Here is a 20,817-nt window from a genome sequence, read left to right on the forward strand (position 1 = left end):
GTAGCCCGCCCACCCATCCGTTTTTCACTTGCATCCCCTATGCGGTTTCGATAACGTCCGCGTTGGAGCCTAAAGACCTCCATGTACATGCACTAGCGGATAACCGCACCGAATTGAACGCGGTTTTTTTGTGCCCGGATTCTGTCCGGCGCATTCCTCCCTTCGGCGGGAGGGCGGCGAATACAACACCCGCAAGGGAAATAAGCCCGCTCGACTGCCTGACTAGTGCCAGTGCATCTCGGGTCTTTAGCCTCCCGCCACCAGCGGCCATTACGGCCTCTGGATGGTGCGTCGATACGCCGAAGGGGAGTTTTTCTCGATGATGTTCACGCATCGCATGACCGAAACCGAGCGCCTGCGCTGGGTTGGTCACGTGGGAGGGCGAAAGGACCTGAGCCTGAGTGCCCGCGTTGTCGCTCTTTCACTGGGCTATGGCCTCGCTCCGTTTATCCAGGCATCCATTATGCGCACAGCACGCGGCTTGGCCGAGGCCAGCGGAATGTGCGTGCGGACCTGCCTGACCGCGCTGCGGAAGCTGCAAGCGGCTGGACTTCTGCCCAGAACCCAGACCGTACGGCAACCCCTGAAGACGGTGACAGCCGCCCTGAAGGCCGCCATGACCTGCATGGGCATTCTGCGTCGGGACCCGGCAAAGGATGCTGTGGAGCGCCTGGCGACCACCTTGCATGAGTCAGGCTGCCGGGTAGCGGAAACGCTGGTCCGTCAGGCTGATGCAGCCTTTGATGGCCTGATTCTGGAACTGCAGTGCTCGTCCTTTGCCTATGACTGGCTGACAGGCCGTCAGCAGCATGAACTGCGGCGGGCGGCAGACCAGGCAGGCCTTCAGGTACACGTAGTCAGGGGGAGTGCCGGATGATGAGTCTGCAACAGATGTACACCGCACCATCCTCAGATGTCCTGCCCGACCCGGTTGTGATGCTGGCCCGCCAACTGGCCACGGTAACCCGCGTCGCCATGCATCAGGCCCCGCTGGATCCGGCCAACACAGCCCTGATCGACCAGCTGGAGCACCGCATCAGCCACGCCCGGGCAACCAGCCTTGACGGCGCGCTGGCACAGGGCCTCGCCGCCTTCGGGATCCTGTCCGCCCTCGAAGATGAAGCGGGCGACGCGGACCCCGATGCCCTGATCCGCCGGGCCTGTCGGCTGGTGGCTTCGATGCTGGGTGTTCTGGAGCAGGCCGCATCGGTCCACAGCGCCGCACTCGGCGGGACGTATTACGGCGTGCGGGCCATCGGAGGAATGGCTTGATTCTATGCCCTGCGTTCAAGAAGTATGGCCAAGGGGGCGAGGATGCCTCTTCTTCACCCTGAAGGGGCTTGTCTCGATCCATTTATTGTAGTAACAAAAATATGGACATAGAGTTCGATGCCAGCAAGCGTACCCTGACCCTTGAAAACAGGGGCCTGGATATGGCTGATGCTGAAGAGGTGTTTTCAGGGCCTCACATAACGGTTCTGGATGACCGGCGCGAGTACGGCGAGCAACGCCTTATTACTGTCGGCTATATGGATGGACGCATGGTGGTGATGGTATGGACGCCGCGCCAGAGCGCGTACCGCATTATCAGCTTGAGGAAAGCCAATGCCCGTGAAGAAAAAAGGTTCCAGCCCCGCCTGGGTGGATGAAGACGATGCCCCGGACCTGTCAGCGCCGGAATGGGCACAGGCTTTTGACAAGGCACCCGTAAGACGGGGACGCCCTCCGCTGAACCGCACCAAGGCATCGACAACCGTTCGTCTTGACCCGGACATTCTGGAGTATCTGAGAGCAGGCGGACCCGGTTGGCAGACCCGACTGAATGCCTTCCTGCGTGAAGCTATCGCTGCCGAACAAAACCAAAGATCCCGGAAGCACACATCTTAAAGAGCAGGTGCCTTGCTCGGCGGCAAAAATGGCTCGATCACTGTCCCCTATGCATCCGACAGCCAAAACAAATACCGCATAAGGGCCTCCAACTCATTGAGCGAAAGACTGGAGTCTGATTTGCGGCATCAAATCAAGGCAGTAAATCGGTTTTGACCCTAGAACGCGAGTGAGCATAGAAATTCTCCTTTTTTAGCGTTTAGGAAGCCTGCCGCCTGCCTGTAGGCAGGCATCAAGTGTATCATAGGGTGTGTAGTGCCGAGTTTTTGAATAATATGTAGTTCCGGGCGCATGGCAGATACCGCTGCGAGACATTTTTACAGAACCGCTAACTACTCCTTGGGCAATAGCACTAGGTTCAGTGGCTGTTGGGTTACCATAATTGGGCAGCTGCGCCGATGCGTTGCCACCTCTCCGATATTCCCATGGGGGTATTGGGTTGGAATCCGACCAAATAGCTAACCGAGTCTGTCTTGCTGTACCTTCGGCAGCAGAATACTTAACTCTATCATCTGGGCTTTGGTCTGATTGATATTGCTTATAATACCATGCGTAACCGCGCTCTATTTGAGCCAAATTAGCATCTATCCCGCCTACGAATATTTTGCATAAATTTTCAGCATACCGATCAGTGCTTGGGCAGTCTGCTACTACTTGTTTGTTGAATACCAGTTCTGAAAGGCTCTGCTTGGATTCCTGTCCGAAAGCTTGGGAGTTTTCCGGTGCATCTATTCCCATCAAGCGGATTTTATGTTGCCGATTATTCTGGTCGAGTAGTGTTACGGCGTCTCCATCAGATACACCAACTATTTTCCCAGATAATTGGTTTGCCGCCGCCGTTTCAGTTGTGGTTAGAATGATAAGTGCGATAATGACGCGCAAGAGGCGCAGTAAATATTTTATCTGTGGTTTTGTAGTATTACCCATGCTGCACCTCTACTTCATTGGCTATAAGACCAATCTATATTGATGCTAACATGCATGAATGCTGTATTGAATTGATAATGCAATGAAAACATTGGTAGCTTTATTTAACTGACTGCCTGCAAATTGTATATATACAATAACAGGCAATCCAGTCATGTATCTATCCAAGTAAACACATAATATTCCGCCCTCACGCATTCAGCCGACGGCGATTTTTTCCAGCCATTCCTGCTTGTGCTTCAGCGTTGCTCCGGCCCCGTAGCGGGGTCTGTGGAAAGTGTGTCCCATTAGTTCCGCTGCGATACGGTCGGGTGCGTCTACGGCGATCAGCCGGTCCTGGAACGCATGTCGCAGGGAATACAGGCTCTGGGTTTTTGTCTCGAACAGATTGTGCTCGTTCATGTACTTGTTGATCGCCGTGGTGAAGCTGTCTGTCTTGCCGCGATAGCGCTGGATGCCTCCGTTTTGCAGAAGCTGTCGGGCTGCCTCCAGAGCGGCGCCGACCAAGGGAATATCTCGCCTTGATTGCGATGTCTTGATAGCGCGCACCGCATTCGGCCTGATCTTGATGTGGGGAACAGGCCCTTCCAGCAAGATATCCTCGGGTTCCAGCCCGCAGATCTCCCCGGGGCGTGCACCGGTTTCCACCAGAATGGCAACCAGGCAGCGGGCTTCCTCGTTCACGCCGGACAACGCACCCGGCCCAAGAAGCGTTCCCCGGATCCAGTCTGTCGAGACGGTCTCGCCACGGTTTTTGCCCATTCCATCGGTTTCGCGGAACATCAGGTCGGCAAAAGGATTCTTGAAGCCAAGCCCCAGCTTTTCATCAACAACCCGGATCATGCCCTTGATATGGATCAGGTCACGGTTCGCCGTGTTGACAGCAAGGTTCTCCGCCCCCAGGCGAACGGCCCACCAGTCACGGAATATCAGGGCATCGGTGCGGGTTACCTCTGTCAGTGGTTTGTCTCCAATCACAGAGATCAGGTTGCGGACGGCCCTTTCACGGGCCAGACGCCAGCCCCGGATCTGCCTTTCGTTCTTTCCGCGCAGCAGTTCCGGGGTCAGGCGGGCATATTCGGGGTAAAGGTCGGACAGAAGCAGGACAGGCCGCTCAACGCCGCCCATGACAGCGACAATGGTGGCCGGCGTCACGGTATCCTGCAGGGATTCAAGGCGCTCGACAGCGTCTCCGACGGGCCCGGCCACCAGCTCGGAAAGAGGGCGATACACCCAGCCCAGGCGGCGGGAAAGCGCGACGGCACGCTGATAGCGTTCACGCAGGGCAGCTGTTTCGCCGCCAAGGCGCAGTTCCGCCCAATAGGTCTCGACGGCAGTATTGATGTGACCAACAAGCCGACGTGCCACATCGAAGCTGTCTGTGCCGAGCGCAATCTTCACAAAACGACCCAGCTGAGGTGCCAGATCGATGGGTGCCCGTCGCCGGAAATAGAGTGTACGCCCTTGTTGTACGATATAGCGACTGGTCACGTTGCGATCCCAATGTATCCAAAAATGTATCCAAAAATGTATCCAAAAATGTATCCAAAAACGCGCTGTTTAACGTATCCCAAACCCGGAGGGGGCAGAAGGGGTCCCGTTAATGCATTGTTTTTAAAGCAAAAACCCCCGCGACTGAAACATGTCGCGGGGGTTTTTATGGCGCACTCGACAGGATTCGAACCTGTGACCCCTGCCTTCGGAGGGCAGTACTCTATCCAGCTGAGCTACGAGTGCTTTATAAGGCCCCACTATGCAGCTTACACAGCGGAGGAGCGGACAATACTGCATGTTCTCTGGTTAAAGCAACGACAATCGACCACAAGAAAACAGCAAAACACAGCATCAGCCCACAAGCCAGCTCAGGCATGCCCTGCTGTGTCGCTCAGCATGGCCGGCTCAAAACCCAGTTTACGGATGGCCCGCTCCCATTTCTGCTCCGTTTCTTGGCCAAAAAGAAGGGCCTCATCGGCGTCAACCGTGAGCCAAGCGTTCTCCTTCAGCTCGCTGTCCAGCTGACCAGGGCTCCAACCTGCGTAACCCAGCACCATCAGGCTCGCACGCGGCCCCTCTCCAGCCGCAATGGCCTGCAGAACATCTGTCGTCGCTGTCAGGGCAATGTCTGAATCAACGGTCAAAGTCGCGGGTTGGCTATACTCCGCCGTATGCAGGACAAAACCGCGTGCAGACTCAACGGGCCCGCCAAAATGAACCCGGATATCCTTGCAATGGGGTGTACTTTCAATGCCCAATTGCTCCAAAATGTCGGGGAAAGATACTTGGGCGATAGGGCGGTTTATAACCAACCCCATTGCACCTTCCGCAGAATGGGCACAAACGTATATGACGGTACGGGCAAAATTCGGGTCATTGATGGCTGGCATGGCGACCAGACATTTCCCGGCGATATAACCTGATGTGAGCTGTGCTTTTCCCATGACTCTCCATCTATTCGCTAACGGGCGCCAGTGCAAGCCATGTAATGCGCAGAACAGGGCATTTGGCCGATTGTCTCACGAAGCAGGGCCGATACCTAGACAGGGAAATCGGGAAAGGCTGGTTTATGGCTGGATGGCTTACTTTCAACAGTGGGTGGCCAAAGGCATGCCCAAGCCACCAGAAGGGGCACTGATGCGTCATTTACTATTTTTTCTTTTCATAACAGCCTGTTCCATATCTCCATTGCGGGCACAAGAGGAAAGCACCACCTCCTTCGTCACAACGCCGGAGGCCCGTATCAGTCTTCTGGCCGGACAGACAGCAACAAAAGGACAAGGTGCCCTACTTCTCGGGCTTCGCTTTGAGCTGGAAAAAGGCTGGAAAATCTACTGGCGTAACCCTGGTGATGCTGGATTTCCCCCAACCCTATCATGGGACAATTCGGTGAATCTGGCCGATGCCAGAATCATCTGGCCTGTGCCCTCACGATTCTCTTGGGCTGGACTTGAAACCATTGGGTACGAGGGTGATGTCACCCTGCCCATAGAGGCACGGATTGCAGACCCAGACAAACCGCTCCACGCCAGCCTAAGGGTCGACTATCTGGTGTGCTCGAACATTTGCATACCCGGAACCGCCAACTTGGCCCTGACCCTGCCGGATGGAGAGGGATCCATATCTGCAGATGCCGAACAGATCAATGCATACAAGTGGCAAGCTCCTGGTTCCCATCACGGTCTTCGCATTCTGTCCGCTGCGTACAAAACAGGAGAGAACGGCCTGCCACTTCTGAGCATAGAGGCAGAATCAGACACGCCGTTCTCGGATGCCATAGACCTCTTCGCTGAATACGATATGCAGGACACTCCTGAATTCGTCGGCACACGCAGACCAACGGTTACAACAAGCAGCAACACGAAACGGATCCACGTGGAGACACGGCTGGAAACACGTCCCGCTCTTGACCAGCGCCTCACACTGACCCTCGTCGATGGAAACAGGGGGACAGAATCCACACTGATACCTGATCACGCGTCACCGTCACCTACACTGTCCCAGCCGGGATTGGTAGCCATGCTGGGACTTGCTTTCATTGGCGGGCTGATCCTGAACCTGATGCCCTGCGTCTTGCCAATCCTGTCATTAAAGATCCTGCATCTGGCCCATCATGCTGGACGGAACCAACGCGAGATACGTATGGGATTCACCGGGTCCGGTATCGGCGTCGTCCTGACCTTTGTGGGAATTGGGATCATACTGGCAACCCTGAAAGCAGGTGGGGCGGCACTTGGATGGGGTATTCAGTTCCAGAATCCCCTGTTCTTGGGCATTCTGGTCATTATCCTGACTGCTTTTGCCCTGAATCTCTGGGGCCTGTTTGATATTCGCCTGCCAAACTGGTTGTTGCGGACGACAGAAACCTCGCTTCCATCCTCATCGCAATGGCTCCCATCCATAGCCAACGGCGCCTTTGCAACCCTTCTGGCAACCCCGTGCTCGGCACCATTTCTGGGAACGGCTGTTGGATTTGCCCTAGCACAAGGCCCATGGAATATCATGGTGATATTCGTGGTCATGGGGTTTGGCATGGCCCTTCCCTGGTTTCTGGTAGCCATCACTCCCAAACTTGGGCAATGCCTGCCCCGGCCCGGATACTGGATGATCCGCTTGCGTCAGATTATGGGGCTTACACTTTTGGCAACCGCCTTCTGGTTGCTCACGGTCATCCTTGCCCAATACCGGGGACCCGACGAGCCAGAAGAAGGATGGGTTGCGTTCGACACACAGATGATTGGCGCCCACATTGCTAATGGTCAAACCGTTTTTGTCGATGTTACGGCACGGTGGTGCATAACTTGCCAAGTGAACAAGGCCGTTGTCCTGTCGCAGGAACCCGTTTCCACACTTCTGTCACAACCCGGCATTATTGCCATGCAAGCAGACTGGACCAGCCAGAATCCGTTCATATCGCAGTATATGGCCAGTCACGGGCGATATGGCATTCCCTTTAATGCGGTTTACGGCCCGGGACGACCGGATGGCATCATCCTGCCGGAACTGCTGACCGCACAGACTGTACAGGAAGCACTGAAACAAGCCCAATATCCTGACAAACATATCATTACGGAAAACAACGGGACTGTTCCCTGAAGCGAAATTAGCTCCTGTGTTACAATCTTCTGTCCATAAGCAGAAACGGCGGGAGACCCGGAATGACGCTGTTCAGGGCACTGAGGGCCTTGCTGCTTGCGTATGCCATCCTTCCTACTCCATGCGCCATGGCAGAAGGGTTGCCGGTTGCCACCGGTGATTACCCGCCTTACTCCGGTCAGGCACTTCCCGGGGGCGGAATATCAACCCAGCTGGTCATGGCGGCCTTCAAGGCTGCCAAGATGGCCGAGCCAGAAATTCTGTGGGAATCTTGGAAGCGCGGTTATGAACGCAGCAAAAACGGTGAGATTGCGGCCACGTTCCCCTATGCCAAGGACGATGAACGTGAACAGCACTTCCTGTTCACAGACCCGCTCCACATGGATCAAGTCTCATTCTTCACCCGATCCTTAGACATTGATGCCGTCAACGGGTCTTGGGCCAACATGAAAATCTGCATTCCACAGGGATGGATTGTAGAAATGTATAGGGAGGTTATGGACGCATTCTCCCTGACCCTGCAACAACCTGCCAGCATGGAACACTGCATGAAGATGCTGCAGGGAAAGAGAGTTGATCTGGTGCCATGTGCAACAATTGTCGGAATTTATGAAATTAAACAAGCCTTTGGCAGTACAGAGGGTTTTACAGCCTCCCCACATCACCGCCGCGAAAACAGGACCTATCTGATGATCAGCCGCGCGTGGCCAGATGCCGACAAAGTGGTTGAGGCTTTCAACATGGGGCTGAAATCAATCCGCGAGAGTGGAGAGTACGCCCGTATTACCAAGGAATATACATTGAACAGCCCGTGATCTTCCAAACTTACGCTATCAATCCAGATGCAGCTTTACGGCCTTACAGACGGAGAAACAGGATGAAATGCTTCCCTGCCCTGCTCGCCACTCTTCTGTTCTGCATAAATGCCGGGCCGTCTGCAGCACAGGATCCGCTGTCGCTGGTCACCGGAGACTATGCACCCTATTCCGGTGAAAATCTGCCCCAAGGCGGACTATCCACAATTCTGGTGCGGGCTGTTTTCAAGGCTATGGACATGCCCGAACCAAAAATGCTGTGGATGCCTTGGAAGCGGGGATACGAACAGGCAAAAAGCGGTGAATTCCCGGCAACATTTCCCTACTTCAAGGATTCCGAGCGCGAGAAGGATTTTCTCTTCTCCGAACCTCTGCACATCTACAAGCGCGTATTCTTTGCCCGCTCACAGCACATCGAAGCCCTGAAGGGTGAGTGGAACAGCATGCGCCTGTGTGTACCACTTGGCTGGACTGTTGAGCCTTTTGCGGAAATCATACGCGAATATTCCATGGAGCTACAGCGCCCAGCATCCTTGGAAAGCTGTATGCGCATGCTGGAAAGCAGCCGCACCGACCTGATTGTTGACGACGAGATTGTGGTGGCCCACGAGCTAAAAAGAACCTTTGGAACCACCGATGGCTTCTCGCCCTCAACACACAAGCAACAGGAAGATCGCAGTTACTTTCTGGTTAGCCGTGCGATCAAGGATTCCCAGAAACTTCATGAAACTTTTAATGAAGGGCTGGCAAAGATCCGGGCTAGCGGGGAGTACGACAAGATTGTCGAGACGTACCGTCGAGAACATCTGAAATAAAAGACGAGATAAAATAAAGACCCCTCTATACAGAGGGGTCTTTTGTATACCTGAACCCAGTCAGAAGTCCGGTCAATAACGGTATGCGTCGGACTTAAAGGGCCCCTCGACACCAACACCAATATAGTCAGCTTGGGCCTTGGTCAGCTTCGTCAGCTTCACGCCCAGCTTTTCCAGATGCAGGGCTGCAACCTTCTCATCCAGAACCTTTGGCAGGACATAGACGTCTTTCTGATAGCTGGCGTAGTTCTTCCAGAGTTCAATCTGAGCCAATACTTGGTTGGTAAAGGAAGCAGACATCACAAAGCTGGGATGACCGGTTGCACAACCCAGATTGACCAAGCGCCCTTCAGCCAACAGGATAATGCGCTTCCCGTCGGGGAACTCGATCTCGTCAACCTGCGGCTTGACATTGTGCCACTTGAAATTACGCAGCCCAATCACTTGGATTTCGTTATCAAAGTGGCCAATGTTACAAACGATGGCCCGGTCGTGCATGGCACGCATGTGGTCAACCGTAATAATGTCCACATTCCCGGTCGTGCTGACAAAAATATCCCCACGCGGAGCGGCTTCTTCCATCGTCGTGACTTCATAACCTTCCATCGCAGCCTGCAAGGCGCAGATAGGATCAATTTCCGTCACGATGACACGGCACCCGGAAGCCCTGAGCGATTCCGCAGACCCCTTGCCCACATCACCAAAGCCGGCAACAACAGCCACTTTCCCGGCCAACATAACGTCTGTCGCACGACGGATGCCATCAACCAAGGACTCACGGCAACCGTACTTATTGTCAAACTTTGACTTGGTGACACTGTCGTTGACGTTAATCGCCGGAACACGCAGCTTGCCTTGGCGGGCCATGTCATAGAGACGCAACACACCTGTCGTGGTTTCTTCCGAGATACCGCGAACATCGTCCAGCAATGCAGGATACTTGTCGTGCATCAACTGGGTCAGGTCGCCTCCATCATCCAGAATCATGTTCGGACGCCAGCCATCGGGGCCATGGATCGTCTGTTCAATGCACCACCAGAACTCTTCCTCGCTCATTCCCTTCCAGGCAAAGACGGGAATCTTTGCGGCAGCGATAGCAGCTGCAGCCTGATCCTGTGTGGAGAAAATATTGCAGGATGACCAGCGCACCTGAGCGCCCAGCGCAACCAATGTCTCGATCAGAACGGCTGTCTGGATTGTCATGTGAAGGCAACCGGCAATCCGCGCGCCCTTCAGGGGCTTTTCGGCACCGTATTCCTCACGCAAGGCCATCAGACCCGGCATTTCGGTTTCAGCGATCACAATCTCCTTGCGACCCCAGTCAGCCAACCCAATATCCTTGACCTTGCAATCGGTAAAACTCATGGCGATGCTCCGCATTCCAGATTGATTCACAGGCCCGGACACACGGCAGCGCCAAAGGCCGGATCTGTCTGTACCAGACACAGAAAAGAGACACAAGAACACATAAGGATATCTTTATGTAAAAGACGTCTCCTCCCGTGCCATCAACAATCAGGTAGACAGCTCGGGACGGTTGGCAAAATGCGCCAAGGCTTCCGGGTTGGCCAAGGCTTCCATGTTCTTGACCGGACGCCCGTGCACAACCTCACGCACAGCCAACTCGACAATTTTTCCAGACTTGGTTCGCGGAATGTCGGCCACTTCGACAATGCGGGCCGGCACATGACGTGGCGTGCAGTTCTCGCGTATTGTCTTGCGAATGCGGTCCTGCAGGGCAGGGTCCAGTGACACACCGGGGCGCAAGCGAACAAACAGGATAACACGGGTATCATTGTCCCAATCCTGCCCGACGACCAAGGACTCAACAACCTCTTCAAGCTTCTCAACTTGGCGATAAATCTCTGCCGTACCAATCCGCACACCGCTAGGGTTCAGTGTTGCATCAGATCGCCCATAGACAATAATACCGCCACTGCCGGTCAGCTCGACCCAATCACCATGGGTCCAGATTCCGGGAAAACGTTCAAAATAAGCGCTGCGGAACTTTGCACCATCGGTATCACCCCAGAAGCCGACTGGAACAGCCGGAAAGGCCTTGGTACACACCAGTTCACCCTTCTCGCCCCGTATTGGCTTGCCGGCCTCATCGAAGACATCAACAGCCAGTCCCAATCCCCGTCCCATGATCTCGCCACGACGGACCGCCCCCAAGGGGTTGCCCAACATAAAGCAGGACACAATGTCTGTTCCGCCGGAAATGGATGCGAGCAGAACATCAGGCTTGATCGCATCGTATACGTAGTCAAAAGACTCCGGGACCAAGGGAGAACCCGTCGATGCAATAACACGAACACTGGATAGATCGTGAGTATCACGCGGGCGCAAGCCATCCTTGCGAATGGCATCGATCCATTTGGCTGATGTTCCGAAGAATGTGAAACGCTCTGCCTGGGCATAATCAAACATTGCGTTCCCCGAAGGCCAGGATGGCGCCCCGTCGTACAGCATCAAGGCAGCCTTGACAGCCAAGGCCGATACCAGCCAGTTCCACATCATCCAGCCACAGGTGGTGAAGTAGAAAACCCGGTCCCCGGCTTTCTCATCACAATGCAGGACATGCTCCTTGACCTGCTGCAGCAAGGTACCGCCATGGCTATGCACAATGCACTTCGGAACCCCTGTTGTGCCGGATGAAAACATCACAAACAACGGGTGATCAAACGGCAGGCGGGCAAAGTCCAGCTTGCCCGGAACAAAACTATCGAGAAACTTGTCCCAGGATACCGCCTTCGGTACAGACGAAATATCTGGTTTATCAGTTACGTAGGGCACGACAACAACCGTGCGCAAGGACGGAATGCCTTGGGCAACAGCCCGCACCTTGTCGCGGATATCATGACTTTTGCCGTTATAATGATAGCCATCCACGGCCAACAGGACGACAGGCTCTATCTGCCCGAAACGATCAAGGACACCCTGAACACCAAAATCCGGGGACGCAGAAGACCAAACAGCCCCGATTGATACGGCTGCCAGCATTAGAATCAGGGTCTCGGGCATGTTGGGCATATACGCCGCAACCCGGTCACCGCGGACCACACCGGCAGCCTGTAGAGCCTGCTTGGCCCGTGATACCTGTTCACACAGCTGCCCATACGTCAGACGACGCTGCACCTTGTCCTCACCACGGAAGACAACGGCCAGAGTATCCGCCGGACGGGGACGCAACAGGTTCTCGGCATAATTGACCCGGCCCTCAGGAAACCAACGGGCACCAGGCAAACGACTAGGATCATCAACAACAACCAGTCCCGGGTCACCGATCAGCTCACAGAATGCCCAGACTTCTTGCCAGAAAGCAGGAATATTCTCGACGGACCAGCGATGCAGCGACTCATAGTCAGCAAGCGAGACGCCGTATCGGTCATTGATACGGGTCATGAACGAGAAGAGGTTGCTCGCCCGGATACGTTCATCCGAAGGTTGCCACAAGATCGGCGACTCTGACACCCGACTCTCCTGCTCTGAACGGGCATAACAAGAGACTGTGACGCATTCCACCGCTGACGCCAAGACAGCGAATATAAAACTGCACCCCCTGCCCCGTTTTTACCGTGTGAGCATGTACATCGCGGCGGGCTTTGCATACAGTCAGCCAAAGACCGTATCCAGATGGGGGATCATTGATGGATATAAAAGGACTCGCTGCAGTCATAACTGGTGGAGCGTCCGGGTTGGGACGGGCAACCGCTGGCGTTCTTGTTCGGGCCGGGGCAAGGGTCAGCATACTAGATACTGATACCGGCCGCCTGCAGGACGCGGCACAGGAAACCGGGGCAACACCCATAACCTGCGATGTTACAGACCCGGACTCTGTGCACACAGCACTGAAGACAGCAAAGGCCACGCATGGCCCGGCTCGAATTTGCGTCAACTGCGCCGGTATTGTTCATGGTGGCCGTATTGTTGGTCGCAATGGCCCCATGGATCCGGCAGGTTTCCACAAAACCATCGCCATAAATCTGGTCGGGACATTCCATGTCATGAGCCAAGCGGCATCCGACATGATGGGGACAGACCCTATCGGACTGGACGGAGAACGGGGGATTATCGTCAATACCGCCTCGATTGCCGCGTTTGACGGTCAGATTGGCCAAGCCGCCTATGCTGCCTCCAAAGGAGGTGTTGCCGCGCTCAGCCTGCCGGCAGCACGGGAATTTGCTCCTCATGGCATCCGGGTCATGTGTATTGCGCCCGGACTGTTCGAAACACCGATGATTGCCGGACTTCCACGCGACGTACACAGCAGCCTTGTGTCCAGAACCCTGTTCCCGCGACGCCTAGGACAAGCGGAAGAATTTGGTCACATGGTATTAGCTGTTGTGAACAATCCCATGCTGAATGGAGAAACCATCCGACTGGACGGGGCTTTAAGGCTTGAGCCAAAATAAAGTCCTGCCCGGATGACCAACAGATCCGGCGATGCTACAATCGCCGGATCTAACCCCGGTGACAAGGAGCCTGATCTGTGTCTTCTTCCCTGGACAAGGCCGCACTGGCCCAACTCTTCATTGATGCCCGTACCCACAATGGCTGGAACAAGAAACCTGTTCCGGAGGCAACCCTTAAAACCCTGTGGGACCTAGCCCGCATGGGGCCAACAGCTGCCAACTGCTCCCCCATGCGGGTGGTCTTCGTCACCACGCCAGAAGGCAAAGAACGTCTGCGCCCTGCGCTAGATGAAGGCAATGTTGAAAAGACCATGAATGCGCCAGCAACAGCCATTGTTGCATACGACACCGCTTTTTATGACCACCTTCCAACCCTGTTCCCACATGCCGATGCCCGCAGCTGGTTTGCCGGTAACGCCGCCCATGCGGCAGAAACAGCATTCCGCAATGGCTCCCTACAGGGGGGATACCTGATTATGGCCGCCCGGTCGCTCGGACTGGACTGCGGGCCCATGAGTGGCTTCAACCCCGATAAACTTAACGCCGCCTTCTTCCCTGATGGTCGCTTCAAGGCCAATTTTTTATGCAATCTTGGCTATGGGGATCCATCAAAGCTGTACCCGCGCAGCCCGCGCCTGGCTTTTGAAGAAGCCTGCCGCATCGTGTAATCCATTGCTGACCGGTTAATGCCTTGTACGCGGCCTCTATCGGTCAGCCTCGCTCACCCGACGGCCAGTGACGCCAAAGCCATTCCCTCAGGACAGAAGCAGCTTGGTGCCATAGTGTGCCCAGCATCATGGCATGACCCACACCGTTCAGGACTTGGGCCTCCGCGCCGTAATACCGGGCTGTCAGGTGGGCCATCCAGGGCGGTACAAAGCTGTCCTCCGAGGCACCAATCACAAGCATGGGTATACTCCGCCCGTTGGCAGGAACAGGGGGTGGGGCCAGCGTCATATCCGACTGAATGGCAACAGATTCCGGCTGCAGGCGCTCAAGATAAACACGCGTTTCCTCCATCGGTTCGGTCGGGGAAAACATGGCACGGTGAATCGTCTGGGGCGACAGGGCAGACATCCCGAAATTTTGCAGGGCGACAATCTGGAGCAGCAGTGATGGATCATGCGTCATCATGTGAAGTGACGTCCCCCATAATCCGCCCGGGGGCACCGATGACATCAGGATAGCCCCCTGAACAGGACGCTTCACAGAAAAATCCTGCACGTCAAAAGATTCAATCACCCTCTGGACAACCATGCCCCCCATGGAATGGCCCACAAGAATTGGTGGCGCGGGAAGACGATCCATAACGGAAAGCACGTCAGCCATATATTCAAACACATGGGTTCCAGACAGATGCTCGTAACCACCACTGGCTCCGTGCCCTCTCAGGGACAAGGCATACACGTCAAACCCCTGGCCAGCCAACCAAGGCAGAAAGTTTTCCTGCCAGACCCAAGCTCCGCAGAAAGCACCATGGACAAACAGCAGCGGGGGAGCAGCAGAAGGCACAGAAGGCTTCTGGTTGATGACCTCAAGGTCAGGAACAGGCAAGGAGGTCCTGGAAGACATCAGACCATCGCACAACAGTTTCTGGCAGAAGCAAAGCGCGGAACCCTGCACAGAAAGGACGGAGGGCAGCATCCTACGGTATCAAACGTGCCGATTATACCCCACAAGACAAAGCGCGAAAACGGGGTGGCATGCTCCACCCCGCTTGTGCACCAGGTCTAAACCCCGGCCAGGCTACCAAACTGGCGGCTGGCAACAGTCAACATGGCCAAGTCAACAGCTGGTGCTGAACGCATCTCGACCAGAAGCTGGTCCGTCCGCAGAACCGCTGCCTTGTAATTCTCGGCCCAGGAGTCAATGGCCTCGATCGGGGAAAGGCTGTCAGATGTCTCACCCAGAATACGGGCTGTCACGCCACGTTGCAGGGCATACAGTTCGTCTGTCACAGCAGCAGCAGCCAACTTCTCCCAGTGGCTGCCCTGGGTCAGGTTCTCGGATGCAGCGCGCAGCCATCCCAGACCAAAACGCGAACCAACGGCAAAATACTGGGCAGCGGCACGAACCTCGGTTACCCCAAGGTCACGGGACAGCCGAACCACGTCAGGAACAGAAGCCAACAAAACCAGAGAAGCCGTACGATCAGCCAAGGCCGCCGGAACCCCCTTGCCCACAAGATCCTGCTTCCTAGACTGAATAACCGCCTGCAAATCCGGAGGGCAGGCACTGCTGACAGAAGAGGCCAGAGCTTCGGCTCCCTCCCGCAAGGTTGCCGTCAAGACTCCCTGATCCGAAGTCACATGGTCACCATGGCGCAGGACCCACAAGGTTCCCCTTTCCACAAGTCGGTTAGCTTCCGTCAGCATGGCCAACTGGGCCTCTGCCGGAGCCTTGTTATCCAGCGCCTCCACCTCGCTCCACAGGGCCCGCAACCCGAATGCATCCCGGATCACGATATAGGCACGGGCCACATCTGCTGGCTTGGCCCCTGTTTTTTCCATGATCTGGGTGACAAACGTCCCACCCACACGGTTGATCATGCTGTTGGCAGCATGGGTCGCAATAATTTCCCGCTTCAGCTTGTGTTCCAGTATCTGTCGTACCCACGGGCCACGCAGACGCTCAGGGAAATAACTGACCAGATCTTCTTCCATGGAGGGATCATCAGGGAGATCACTTTCCAGAATCTCGTCAAACAACCACATCTTGGAATAGGCGATCAGAACCGCAAGCTCAGGACGGGCCATGCTGCGCCGGGCCGCAATCCGCTCGGCAACCTCCAAATCATCGGGCAGATACTCGATACCACGATCCAAGCGCCCCGCCTTTTCCAACATCCGCATCAGGCGGCTCTGCTGATCCAGAAGAGCCGCACCGCGGTACTGGGAAAGAGAAATCGCCTGAGTCTGCAAATAATTGTCCCGCAGAACCAGCTCGGCCACTTCATCCGTCATTTCAGCCAACAACGTATTGCGCTGTTTCAGGGTCATATCCCCGTCAGCAACAACCCGGTTGAGGAGAATCTTGATATTGACCTCATGGTCAGAGCAGTCGACACCGGCGGAGTTATCAATCGCATCGGTATTCAGACGAACACCGGCACCGGCCATTTCAATACGGCCACGCTGGGTCACACCCAAGTTGGCTCCCTCTCCGATAACCTTGGCCCTGATGTCTTTGCCATTGACCCTAATGGCATCGTTGGCACGGTCACCAGCTTCGGCATTGGTTTCGGTCGCAGCCTTGACATACGTCCCAATTCCACCAAACCACAGCAGATCGACATGCGCCTTCAACAGGATCAGGATCAATTCGTTGGGCGTAAGACTATCGGTCTCGATCCCGAAGAGGGAGCGCATTTGTGGGCTGACCGGAATCTTCTTGGCCGTACGCTCAAAGACACCACCCCCTGCCGAGATAAGGGATGAATTGTAGTCGGCCCACGTTGAACGGGGCAGGCGGAACAGCCGCTCCCTCTCGTCATAGCTGGCCTTTGTATCCGGATTGGGATCAATAAAGATGTGCATATGGTTGAAGGCGGCCAGCAAACGCGTGTGGCGTGACAACAGCATGCCATTCCCGAACACATCCCCCGACATGTCGCCAACACCAACACAGGTAAAGTCCTGGGTCTGGATATCACGCCCCATTTCGCGGAAGTGCCGCTTCACCGCCTCCCACGCACCGCGGGCCGTAATCCCCATAATCTTGTGGTCGTATCCCTGCGAACCGCCAGATGCAAACGCATCATCAAGCCAGAACCCATATTCAGCTGAAATGCCATTCGCGATATCAGAAAAGGTCGCCGTTCCCTTGTCTGCAGCAACAACCAAGTATGGATCGTCATCATCATGACGGACAACATCAGAGGGCGGCACAATACCCCCACCCACTAAATTGTCTGTCAGATCAAGAAGACCACGCATCAGGGTCCGATAGCATTCAATCCCTTCTGCCATATAAGCTTCACGCCCCCCTTCATGGGGAGGCTTCTTGACCACAAATCCACCTTTTGACCCGACCGGAACAATCACGGCATTCTTGACCATCTGGGCCTTGATCAGTCCCAGAATCTCGGTACGGAAGTCTTCGCGACGATCCGACCAACGGATCCCACCACGCGCCACCTTGCCACCACGCAGATGGATTGCTTCGACGCGGGGGCTGTAAACCCACACCTCGACATTGGGACGGGGCAAAGGAAGATCCTCAACCCGCCGGCTGTCAATCTTGAAGGAAATATAGCTTTTGGGCCGACCGTCAGCAGCTTTCTGATAGAAGTTCGTTCTCAGGGTGCAATGAATCAGGTTCAGGTAGCGACGAATAATCCGGTCTTCATCGGAAGAGCTGACATGCTCCAAGCTCTCCAGAACCTTGCGGGTCAGAATTTCTGTATCACCGGATGCGCCAACCGGATCAAAACGGGCATGGAACAAACGAACAAGCTGGCGGGCAATAGCCCCGTTCTTAACCATGGTTGCCTCAATGGCCCCCTGGGAGAACGTAAAGGCAGCCTGCCGCAGGTACTTGGCATAGGCCCTCAACATGACCACTTCACGCCACAGAAGCCCCGTGGTTACAACCAAGCAGTTGAAACCATCGTCGGCAATATCCCCGGCCCAGACACGCTGGAAAGCATCATGGAACGCGGCGCGAATTTCGTTGACCCGCACCGGTGACCCATCTGCCGAGGCCATGGAAAACTCATGGATCCAGACCGAACGCTTCAGATCTTCCAGCTTGACCTGGAACGGCATCTCGCCGCTGACCCGGAACCCCATGTTTTCCATCATCGGCAAAATATCAGACAACAGGACTGGTTTATCGGCGCGATAGACCTTGAAACGTACCTCGTTCTCGGCTGCTTCCAGCGGACGGTACAAATTCAGAGCAAGATTCCCACCCAAGGTCTCTTCGATACGGTCAATATCGTAAACAGCCGCAGCGGCGCTATAGCGCTCCTTGTAGAAATTCGGGAACGCGTTGCCATAACGGCGCACCAGACGACTGCCCCTTTCCTCCCCCTTTGCCTGAAGGATAGCTTCCTGAAACTGGTCGGACCACGCCCGGGCAGCCTCGGCGATCTGTTTCTCGATCGCCTCGACATCAAAGGCCGGCAGAGTTCCCTTCTTGTTCCTTGCTTTGAGCAAAACATGAAGGCGGGCCAGCGGCGCATCCGTCACCTGTGTGTAATAGCCCGTTTGTTCCGCTTCCAGACTCTCTTCAAGAATACGACGGATCGTCAGGCGCAGATCGGTATCGAAACGATCCCGCGGCACAAACACCAGAACCGACACAAAACGCCCGAACTCATCAACACGAATAAAGACAGCCGTGCGGTGGCGATCCTGCAAGTGCAGAATACCAACCGATATCGTCTCCAGCTCCTCGTCCTTGGCCTGGAACAGTTCATCACGCGGAAGATTTTCCAGAATACTGAGGAGACGTTTGCCGTCATGGCTGCCCGGGCGCAGGCCGGTACGCCGCATGATGCGATCGATCTTGGTGCGCAGAACAGGTACAAAACCGGCACTGTTCGTGTAGACATTGGATGTGAACAACCCGACAAACATTTCGATGCCGGCAATCTTGCCCCCGGCACCAAAGCGCTTGACGCAAATCACGTCCATCGGCACGGCCCGGTGCACCCGGGACAAACGGTTTGATTTTGTGATCAGGAGTCGATTGGGATGCGAGGCAAAGGCCACCATTTCAGGAGGCAGATCTGATGGATTGCGAACCTCATCAAACACCAGATAGTCCGCATTGCGCAGAATACCAAGGCCGTCGCCCACTTCAGCCGACACAACGGCATCAGAGCCACCCTTCTGCCTGATATCATAACGGCGGTAACCAAGAAGCGTGAAGTGGTTGTCAGCCAGCCACGCAAGGAAATCACAAACGTCCTGCACATCCTCGCCAGCGGGTGCTTTTGGCCCCTTCTCCCGCTTGACCTCGGACGTAACAGCCAGTACCCGCTCCTGAACCGGCTTCCAGTCTTCAACCGCCTGCCGGACATCACGCAGAACGGCTTCCAGATCTTGGGTTATAATCGCAATAATTTTTGGGTCGCTTTGCTCGAAGATCTCTATGTGAACGACTGAATCAGCCTCACACCCCTTGCCCAGTGGTGCATCGGGATCAAGGATGTCAATCAGGGTCCCGTCTTCCGAACGACGAACATGCAATACAGGGTGGATAACAACGAGAACATTCAGGCCCATACTGGACAGGGATGCTACAACGGAATCAACGATAAAGGGCATGTCATCGCTGACCAGCTCGACAACAGTATGATCCGTTGTGTAGCCATCTTCATCAATTCTGGGGTTAAAAACCCTTATCTTGGCCTGTTTTGGCTTGCGGTGACGGGCAAAGGACAACAGCGACACCACCATTCCATAGAGCTGCCCCGGGTCCATCTCTTCCAAGTCAGAAGGGGGCATGACCCCCACATACTGCCGTAAGAGAGCTTCGGCAATGACAGCCCGATCGCCGGCAAGACGATCCCGGACAAGCTCAACAACACGACCAACGAGATCCGGTCCAGACGACTTTGAATGAGATGCCATGGTACATGTGTCCCGAACATGTGGCTTGGTGACAAAGGGCGCAAACCCCCATCAGGAAACTCCTGAATGATGCGGAATTCAAGGGTTTCACGATCACAAGTCGTTTTGTGGACACAAAATTTTCACGAGGAACAAAGCCAACCCCGACAGTTTTCCGAAGCATGCCGGAAAAAGCCATATACGGACAGAATCTTTCCTGTACCGACAACAGAGTTCATACGCCCCACTGTCAGAAGCAGGCAGCAAAGAATCAATTGAAAGGGTTGAAGACTGTGCGACGCTCCGCAACCGTCATGGACTTGTAAACAGAGCCGGCATTATCCTTTGCGGTTGTTACCCCAAGCCGACTGGCCTTCAGATACAGCTCGAAGGCCTGTGCAAGGTCCTTATGGACACCCACGCCCCCCGCATACATCCACGCCAGAAGTTCAACCGCCTCGGCATCATCGCTCCGGGCACGGCGACGCACCGCATCAACAGCAAATGGCCCCGGATTGCCGGTCGCAACCTCTTTCACAACCTGAGGCCATGGAAGAGGTTCCGTCAAAGGCAGGGACAGAACCCCGGCCCCCGTATCTGCTTCCCGCTCAGCCGGAGTCGGAGGTTTTGGCTCCGGCCACGGCGCCAGGCCGCGGTTGACGACATACCCCGGCAAAACACCTTCATTCTCGTGGCGGAGGGACATACGGTACATTTCATCGAGGCTCAGCCCAAAGCCATAGCCATGCAAAGGCCGCAAGAATGCTGACAAAAAGGAGACTAACACGAACAATGGCCCAAGCCGGAA

General features: G+C 55.3%; 17 protein-coding genes and 1 tRNA gene. 9 read left to right on the forward strand and 9 right to left on the reverse strand.

Annotation, left to right across the window (positions count from 1 at the left end; translation table 11 throughout):
• Window positions 1-319 precede the first annotated feature (319 nt).
• The 4 genes from AY555_RS02930 (at window position 320) to AY555_RS02945 (ending at window position 1,887) form a co-directional block, all read left to right on the forward strand.
• Window positions 320-877, forward strand: a complete 558-nt coding sequence (locus AY555_RS02930) for a hypothetical protein (protein ID WP_066133232.1) — start codon at window positions 320-322, stop codon at window positions 875-877.
• The gene (locus tag AY555_RS02935) at window positions 874-1,272 is read left to right on the forward strand and encodes a hypothetical protein (RefSeq protein ID WP_066133237.1); all 399 of its coding nucleotides are present in this window, start codon (window positions 874-876) and stop codon (window positions 1,270-1,272) included. Before AY555_RS02930 ends, AY555_RS02935 begins: the two co-directional genes overlap by 4 nt.
• 101 nt (window positions 1,273-1,373) lie before the next feature.
• Complete coding sequence (locus AY555_RS02940) at window positions 1,374-1,649, forward strand: BrnT family toxin (protein ID WP_066133240.1); 276 nt, start codon at window positions 1,374-1,376, stop codon at window positions 1,647-1,649.
• Entirely contained in the window at window positions 1,606-1,887 is a 282-nt protein-coding gene (locus tag AY555_RS02945; RefSeq protein ID WP_066133244.1) for a BrnA antitoxin family protein, read from the forward strand. The genes AY555_RS02940 and AY555_RS02945 overlap by 44 nt, the downstream gene beginning before the upstream one ends.
• A gap of 192 nt (window positions 1,888-2,079) precedes the next feature.
• On the opposite strand, the gene AY555_RS11510 is transcribed toward AY555_RS02945, so the two are convergent.
• The 4 genes from AY555_RS11510 to AY555_RS02960 all read right to left on the reverse strand — a co-directional run bounded on the left by AY555_RS11510 (window position 2,080) and on the right by AY555_RS02960 (window position 5,252).
• Entirely contained in the window at window positions 2,080-2,814 is a 735-nt protein-coding gene (locus tag AY555_RS11510) for a thermonuclease family protein (RefSeq protein WP_082811827.1), read from the reverse strand.
• Between the two features lie 198 nt (window positions 2,815-3,012).
• Window positions 3,013-4,305, reverse strand: coding sequence for a DUF6538 domain-containing protein (locus AY555_RS02950; RefSeq protein WP_066133246.1), 1,293 nt, complete (start codon window positions 4,303-4,305; stop codon window positions 3,013-3,015).
• A 169-nt stretch (window positions 4,306-4,474) separates the two neighbouring features.
• Window positions 4,475-4,551 (reverse strand) — tRNA-Arg (locus tag AY555_RS02955).
• A 125-nt stretch (window positions 4,552-4,676) separates the two neighbouring features.
• Complete coding sequence (locus tag AY555_RS02960; protein ID WP_066133249.1) at window positions 4,677-5,252, reverse strand: YqgE/AlgH family protein; 576 nt, start codon at window positions 5,250-5,252, stop codon at window positions 4,677-4,679.
• A gap of 166 nt (window positions 5,253-5,418) precedes the next feature.
• On the opposite strand from AY555_RS02960, the gene AY555_RS02965 reads away from it, so the two are divergent.
• The 3 genes from AY555_RS02965 (at window position 5,419) to AY555_RS02975 (ending at window position 9,034) form a co-directional block, all read left to right on the forward strand.
• A complete protein-coding gene (locus AY555_RS02965; protein WP_167798476.1) occupies window positions 5,419-7,404 on the forward strand; it encodes a protein-disulfide reductase DsbD family protein in 1,986 nt (661 codons plus the stop codon).
• 62 nt (window positions 7,405-7,466) lie between these two features.
• Complete coding sequence (locus AY555_RS02970) at window positions 7,467-8,219, forward strand: substrate-binding periplasmic protein (RefSeq protein ID WP_066133254.1); 753 nt, start codon at window positions 7,467-7,469, stop codon at window positions 8,217-8,219.
• A gap of 62 nt (window positions 8,220-8,281) precedes the next feature.
• Window positions 8,282-9,034, forward strand: a complete 753-nt coding sequence (locus AY555_RS02975) for a substrate-binding periplasmic protein (protein ID WP_066133257.1) — start codon at window positions 8,282-8,284, stop codon at window positions 9,032-9,034.
• Between the two features lie 72 nt (window positions 9,035-9,106).
• Here AY555_RS02975 and ahcY read toward each other — a convergent pair whose 3' ends face one another.
• Both ahcY and AY555_RS02985 read right to left on the reverse strand, forming a co-directional pair.
• On the reverse strand, window positions 9,107-10,399 hold the full coding sequence (gene ahcY, locus AY555_RS02980) for an adenosylhomocysteinase (RefSeq protein WP_156483277.1): 1,293 nt from the start codon (window positions 10,397-10,399) through the stop codon (window positions 9,107-9,109).
• Window positions 10,400-10,549: 150 nt separating this feature from the next.
• Window positions 10,550-12,508, reverse strand: a complete 1,959-nt coding sequence (locus tag AY555_RS02985) for an acetoacetate--CoA ligase (RefSeq protein WP_156483278.1) — start codon at window positions 12,506-12,508, stop codon at window positions 10,550-10,552.
• 176 nt (window positions 12,509-12,684) lie between these two features.
• Here AY555_RS02985 and AY555_RS02990 point away from each other — a divergent pair, with 176 nt between their 5' ends.
• Window positions 12,685-13,449, forward strand: coding sequence for an SDR family NAD(P)-dependent oxidoreductase (locus tag AY555_RS02990; protein ID WP_066133263.1), 765 nt, complete (start codon window positions 12,685-12,687; stop codon window positions 13,447-13,449).
• Between the two features lie 77 nt (window positions 13,450-13,526).
• Entirely contained in the window at window positions 13,527-14,117 is a 591-nt protein-coding gene (locus tag AY555_RS02995; protein ID WP_066133265.1) for a malonic semialdehyde reductase, read from the forward strand.
• 43 nt (window positions 14,118-14,160) lie between these two features.
• Here the strand turns inward: AY555_RS02995 and AY555_RS03000 are convergent, their stop codons facing one another.
• The 3 genes from AY555_RS03000 to AY555_RS03010 form a co-directional block, all read right to left on the reverse strand.
• A complete protein-coding gene (locus AY555_RS03000; RefSeq protein ID WP_167798475.1) occupies window positions 14,161-15,021 on the reverse strand; it encodes an alpha/beta fold hydrolase in 861 nt (286 codons plus the stop codon).
• A gap of 158 nt (window positions 15,022-15,179) precedes the next feature.
• Window positions 15,180-20,030: an NAD-glutamate dehydrogenase gene (locus AY555_RS03005; protein WP_066133271.1), complete on the reverse strand. Its 4,851-nt coding sequence runs from the start codon at window positions 20,028-20,030 to the stop codon at window positions 15,180-15,182.
• A gap of 250 nt (window positions 20,031-20,280) precedes the next feature.
• Window positions 20,281-20,715 (reverse strand): SEL1-like repeat protein, encoded by a 435-nt coding sequence (locus AY555_RS03010; protein ID WP_156483279.1) that lies wholly within the window; start codon window positions 20,713-20,715, stop codon window positions 20,281-20,283.
• Window positions 20,716-20,817 lie beyond the last annotated feature (102 nt).

The sequence above is a fragment of the Haematospirillum jordaniae genome (genome assembly GCF_001611975.1).
Lineage (GTDB): Bacteria > Pseudomonadota > Alphaproteobacteria > Rhodospirillales > Rhodospirillaceae > Haematospirillum > Haematospirillum jordaniae.

Bases quoted from the DNA above. Each gene is read 5' to 3' on its own strand.
- AY555_RS02930 (WP_066133232.1), top strand. From the start codon at position 320: ATGATGTTCACGCATCGCATGACCGAAACCGAGCGCCTGCGCTGGGTT.
- AY555_RS02935 (WP_066133237.1), top strand. From the start codon at position 874: ATGATGAGTCTGCAACAGATGTACACCGCACCATCCTCAGATGTCCTG.
- AY555_RS02940 (WP_066133240.1), top strand. From the start codon at position 1,374: ATGGACATAGAGTTCGATGCCAGCAAGCGTACCCTGACCCTTGAAAAC.
- AY555_RS02945 (WP_066133244.1), top strand. From the start codon at position 1,606: ATGCCCGTGAAGAAAAAAGGTTCCAGCCCCGCCTGGGTGGATGAAGAC.
- AY555_RS11510 (WP_082811827.1), bottom strand. From the start codon at position 2,814: ATGGGTAATACTACAAAACCACAGATAAAATATTTACTGCGCCTCTTG.
- AY555_RS02960 (WP_066133249.1), bottom strand. From the start codon at position 5,252: ATGGGAAAAGCACAGCTCACATCAGGTTATATCGCCGGGAAATGTCTG.
- AY555_RS02965 (WP_167798476.1), top strand. From the start codon at position 5,419: ATGCCCAAGCCACCAGAAGGGGCACTGATGCGTCATTTACTATTTTTT.
- AY555_RS02970 (WP_066133254.1), top strand. From the start codon at position 7,467: ATGACGCTGTTCAGGGCACTGAGGGCCTTGCTGCTTGCGTATGCCATC.
- AY555_RS02975 (WP_066133257.1), top strand. From the start codon at position 8,282: ATGAAATGCTTCCCTGCCCTGCTCGCCACTCTTCTGTTCTGCATAAAT.
- ahcY (WP_156483277.1), bottom strand. From the start codon at position 10,399: ATGAGTTTTACCGATTGCAAGGTCAAGGATATTGGGTTGGCTGACTGG.
- AY555_RS02990 (WP_066133263.1), top strand. From the start codon at position 12,685: ATGGATATAAAAGGACTCGCTGCAGTCATAACTGGTGGAGCGTCCGGG.
- AY555_RS03000 (WP_167798475.1), bottom strand. From the start codon at position 15,021: ATGTCTTCCAGGACCTCCTTGCCTGTTCCTGACCTTGAGGTCATCAAC.
- AY555_RS03005 (WP_066133271.1), bottom strand. From the start codon at position 20,030: ATGGCATCTCATTCAAAGTCGTCTGGACCGGATCTCGTTGGTCGTGTT.
- AY555_RS03010 (WP_156483279.1), bottom strand. From the start codon at position 20,715: ATGTCCCTCCGCCACGAGAATGAAGGTGTTTTGCCGGGGTATGTCGTC.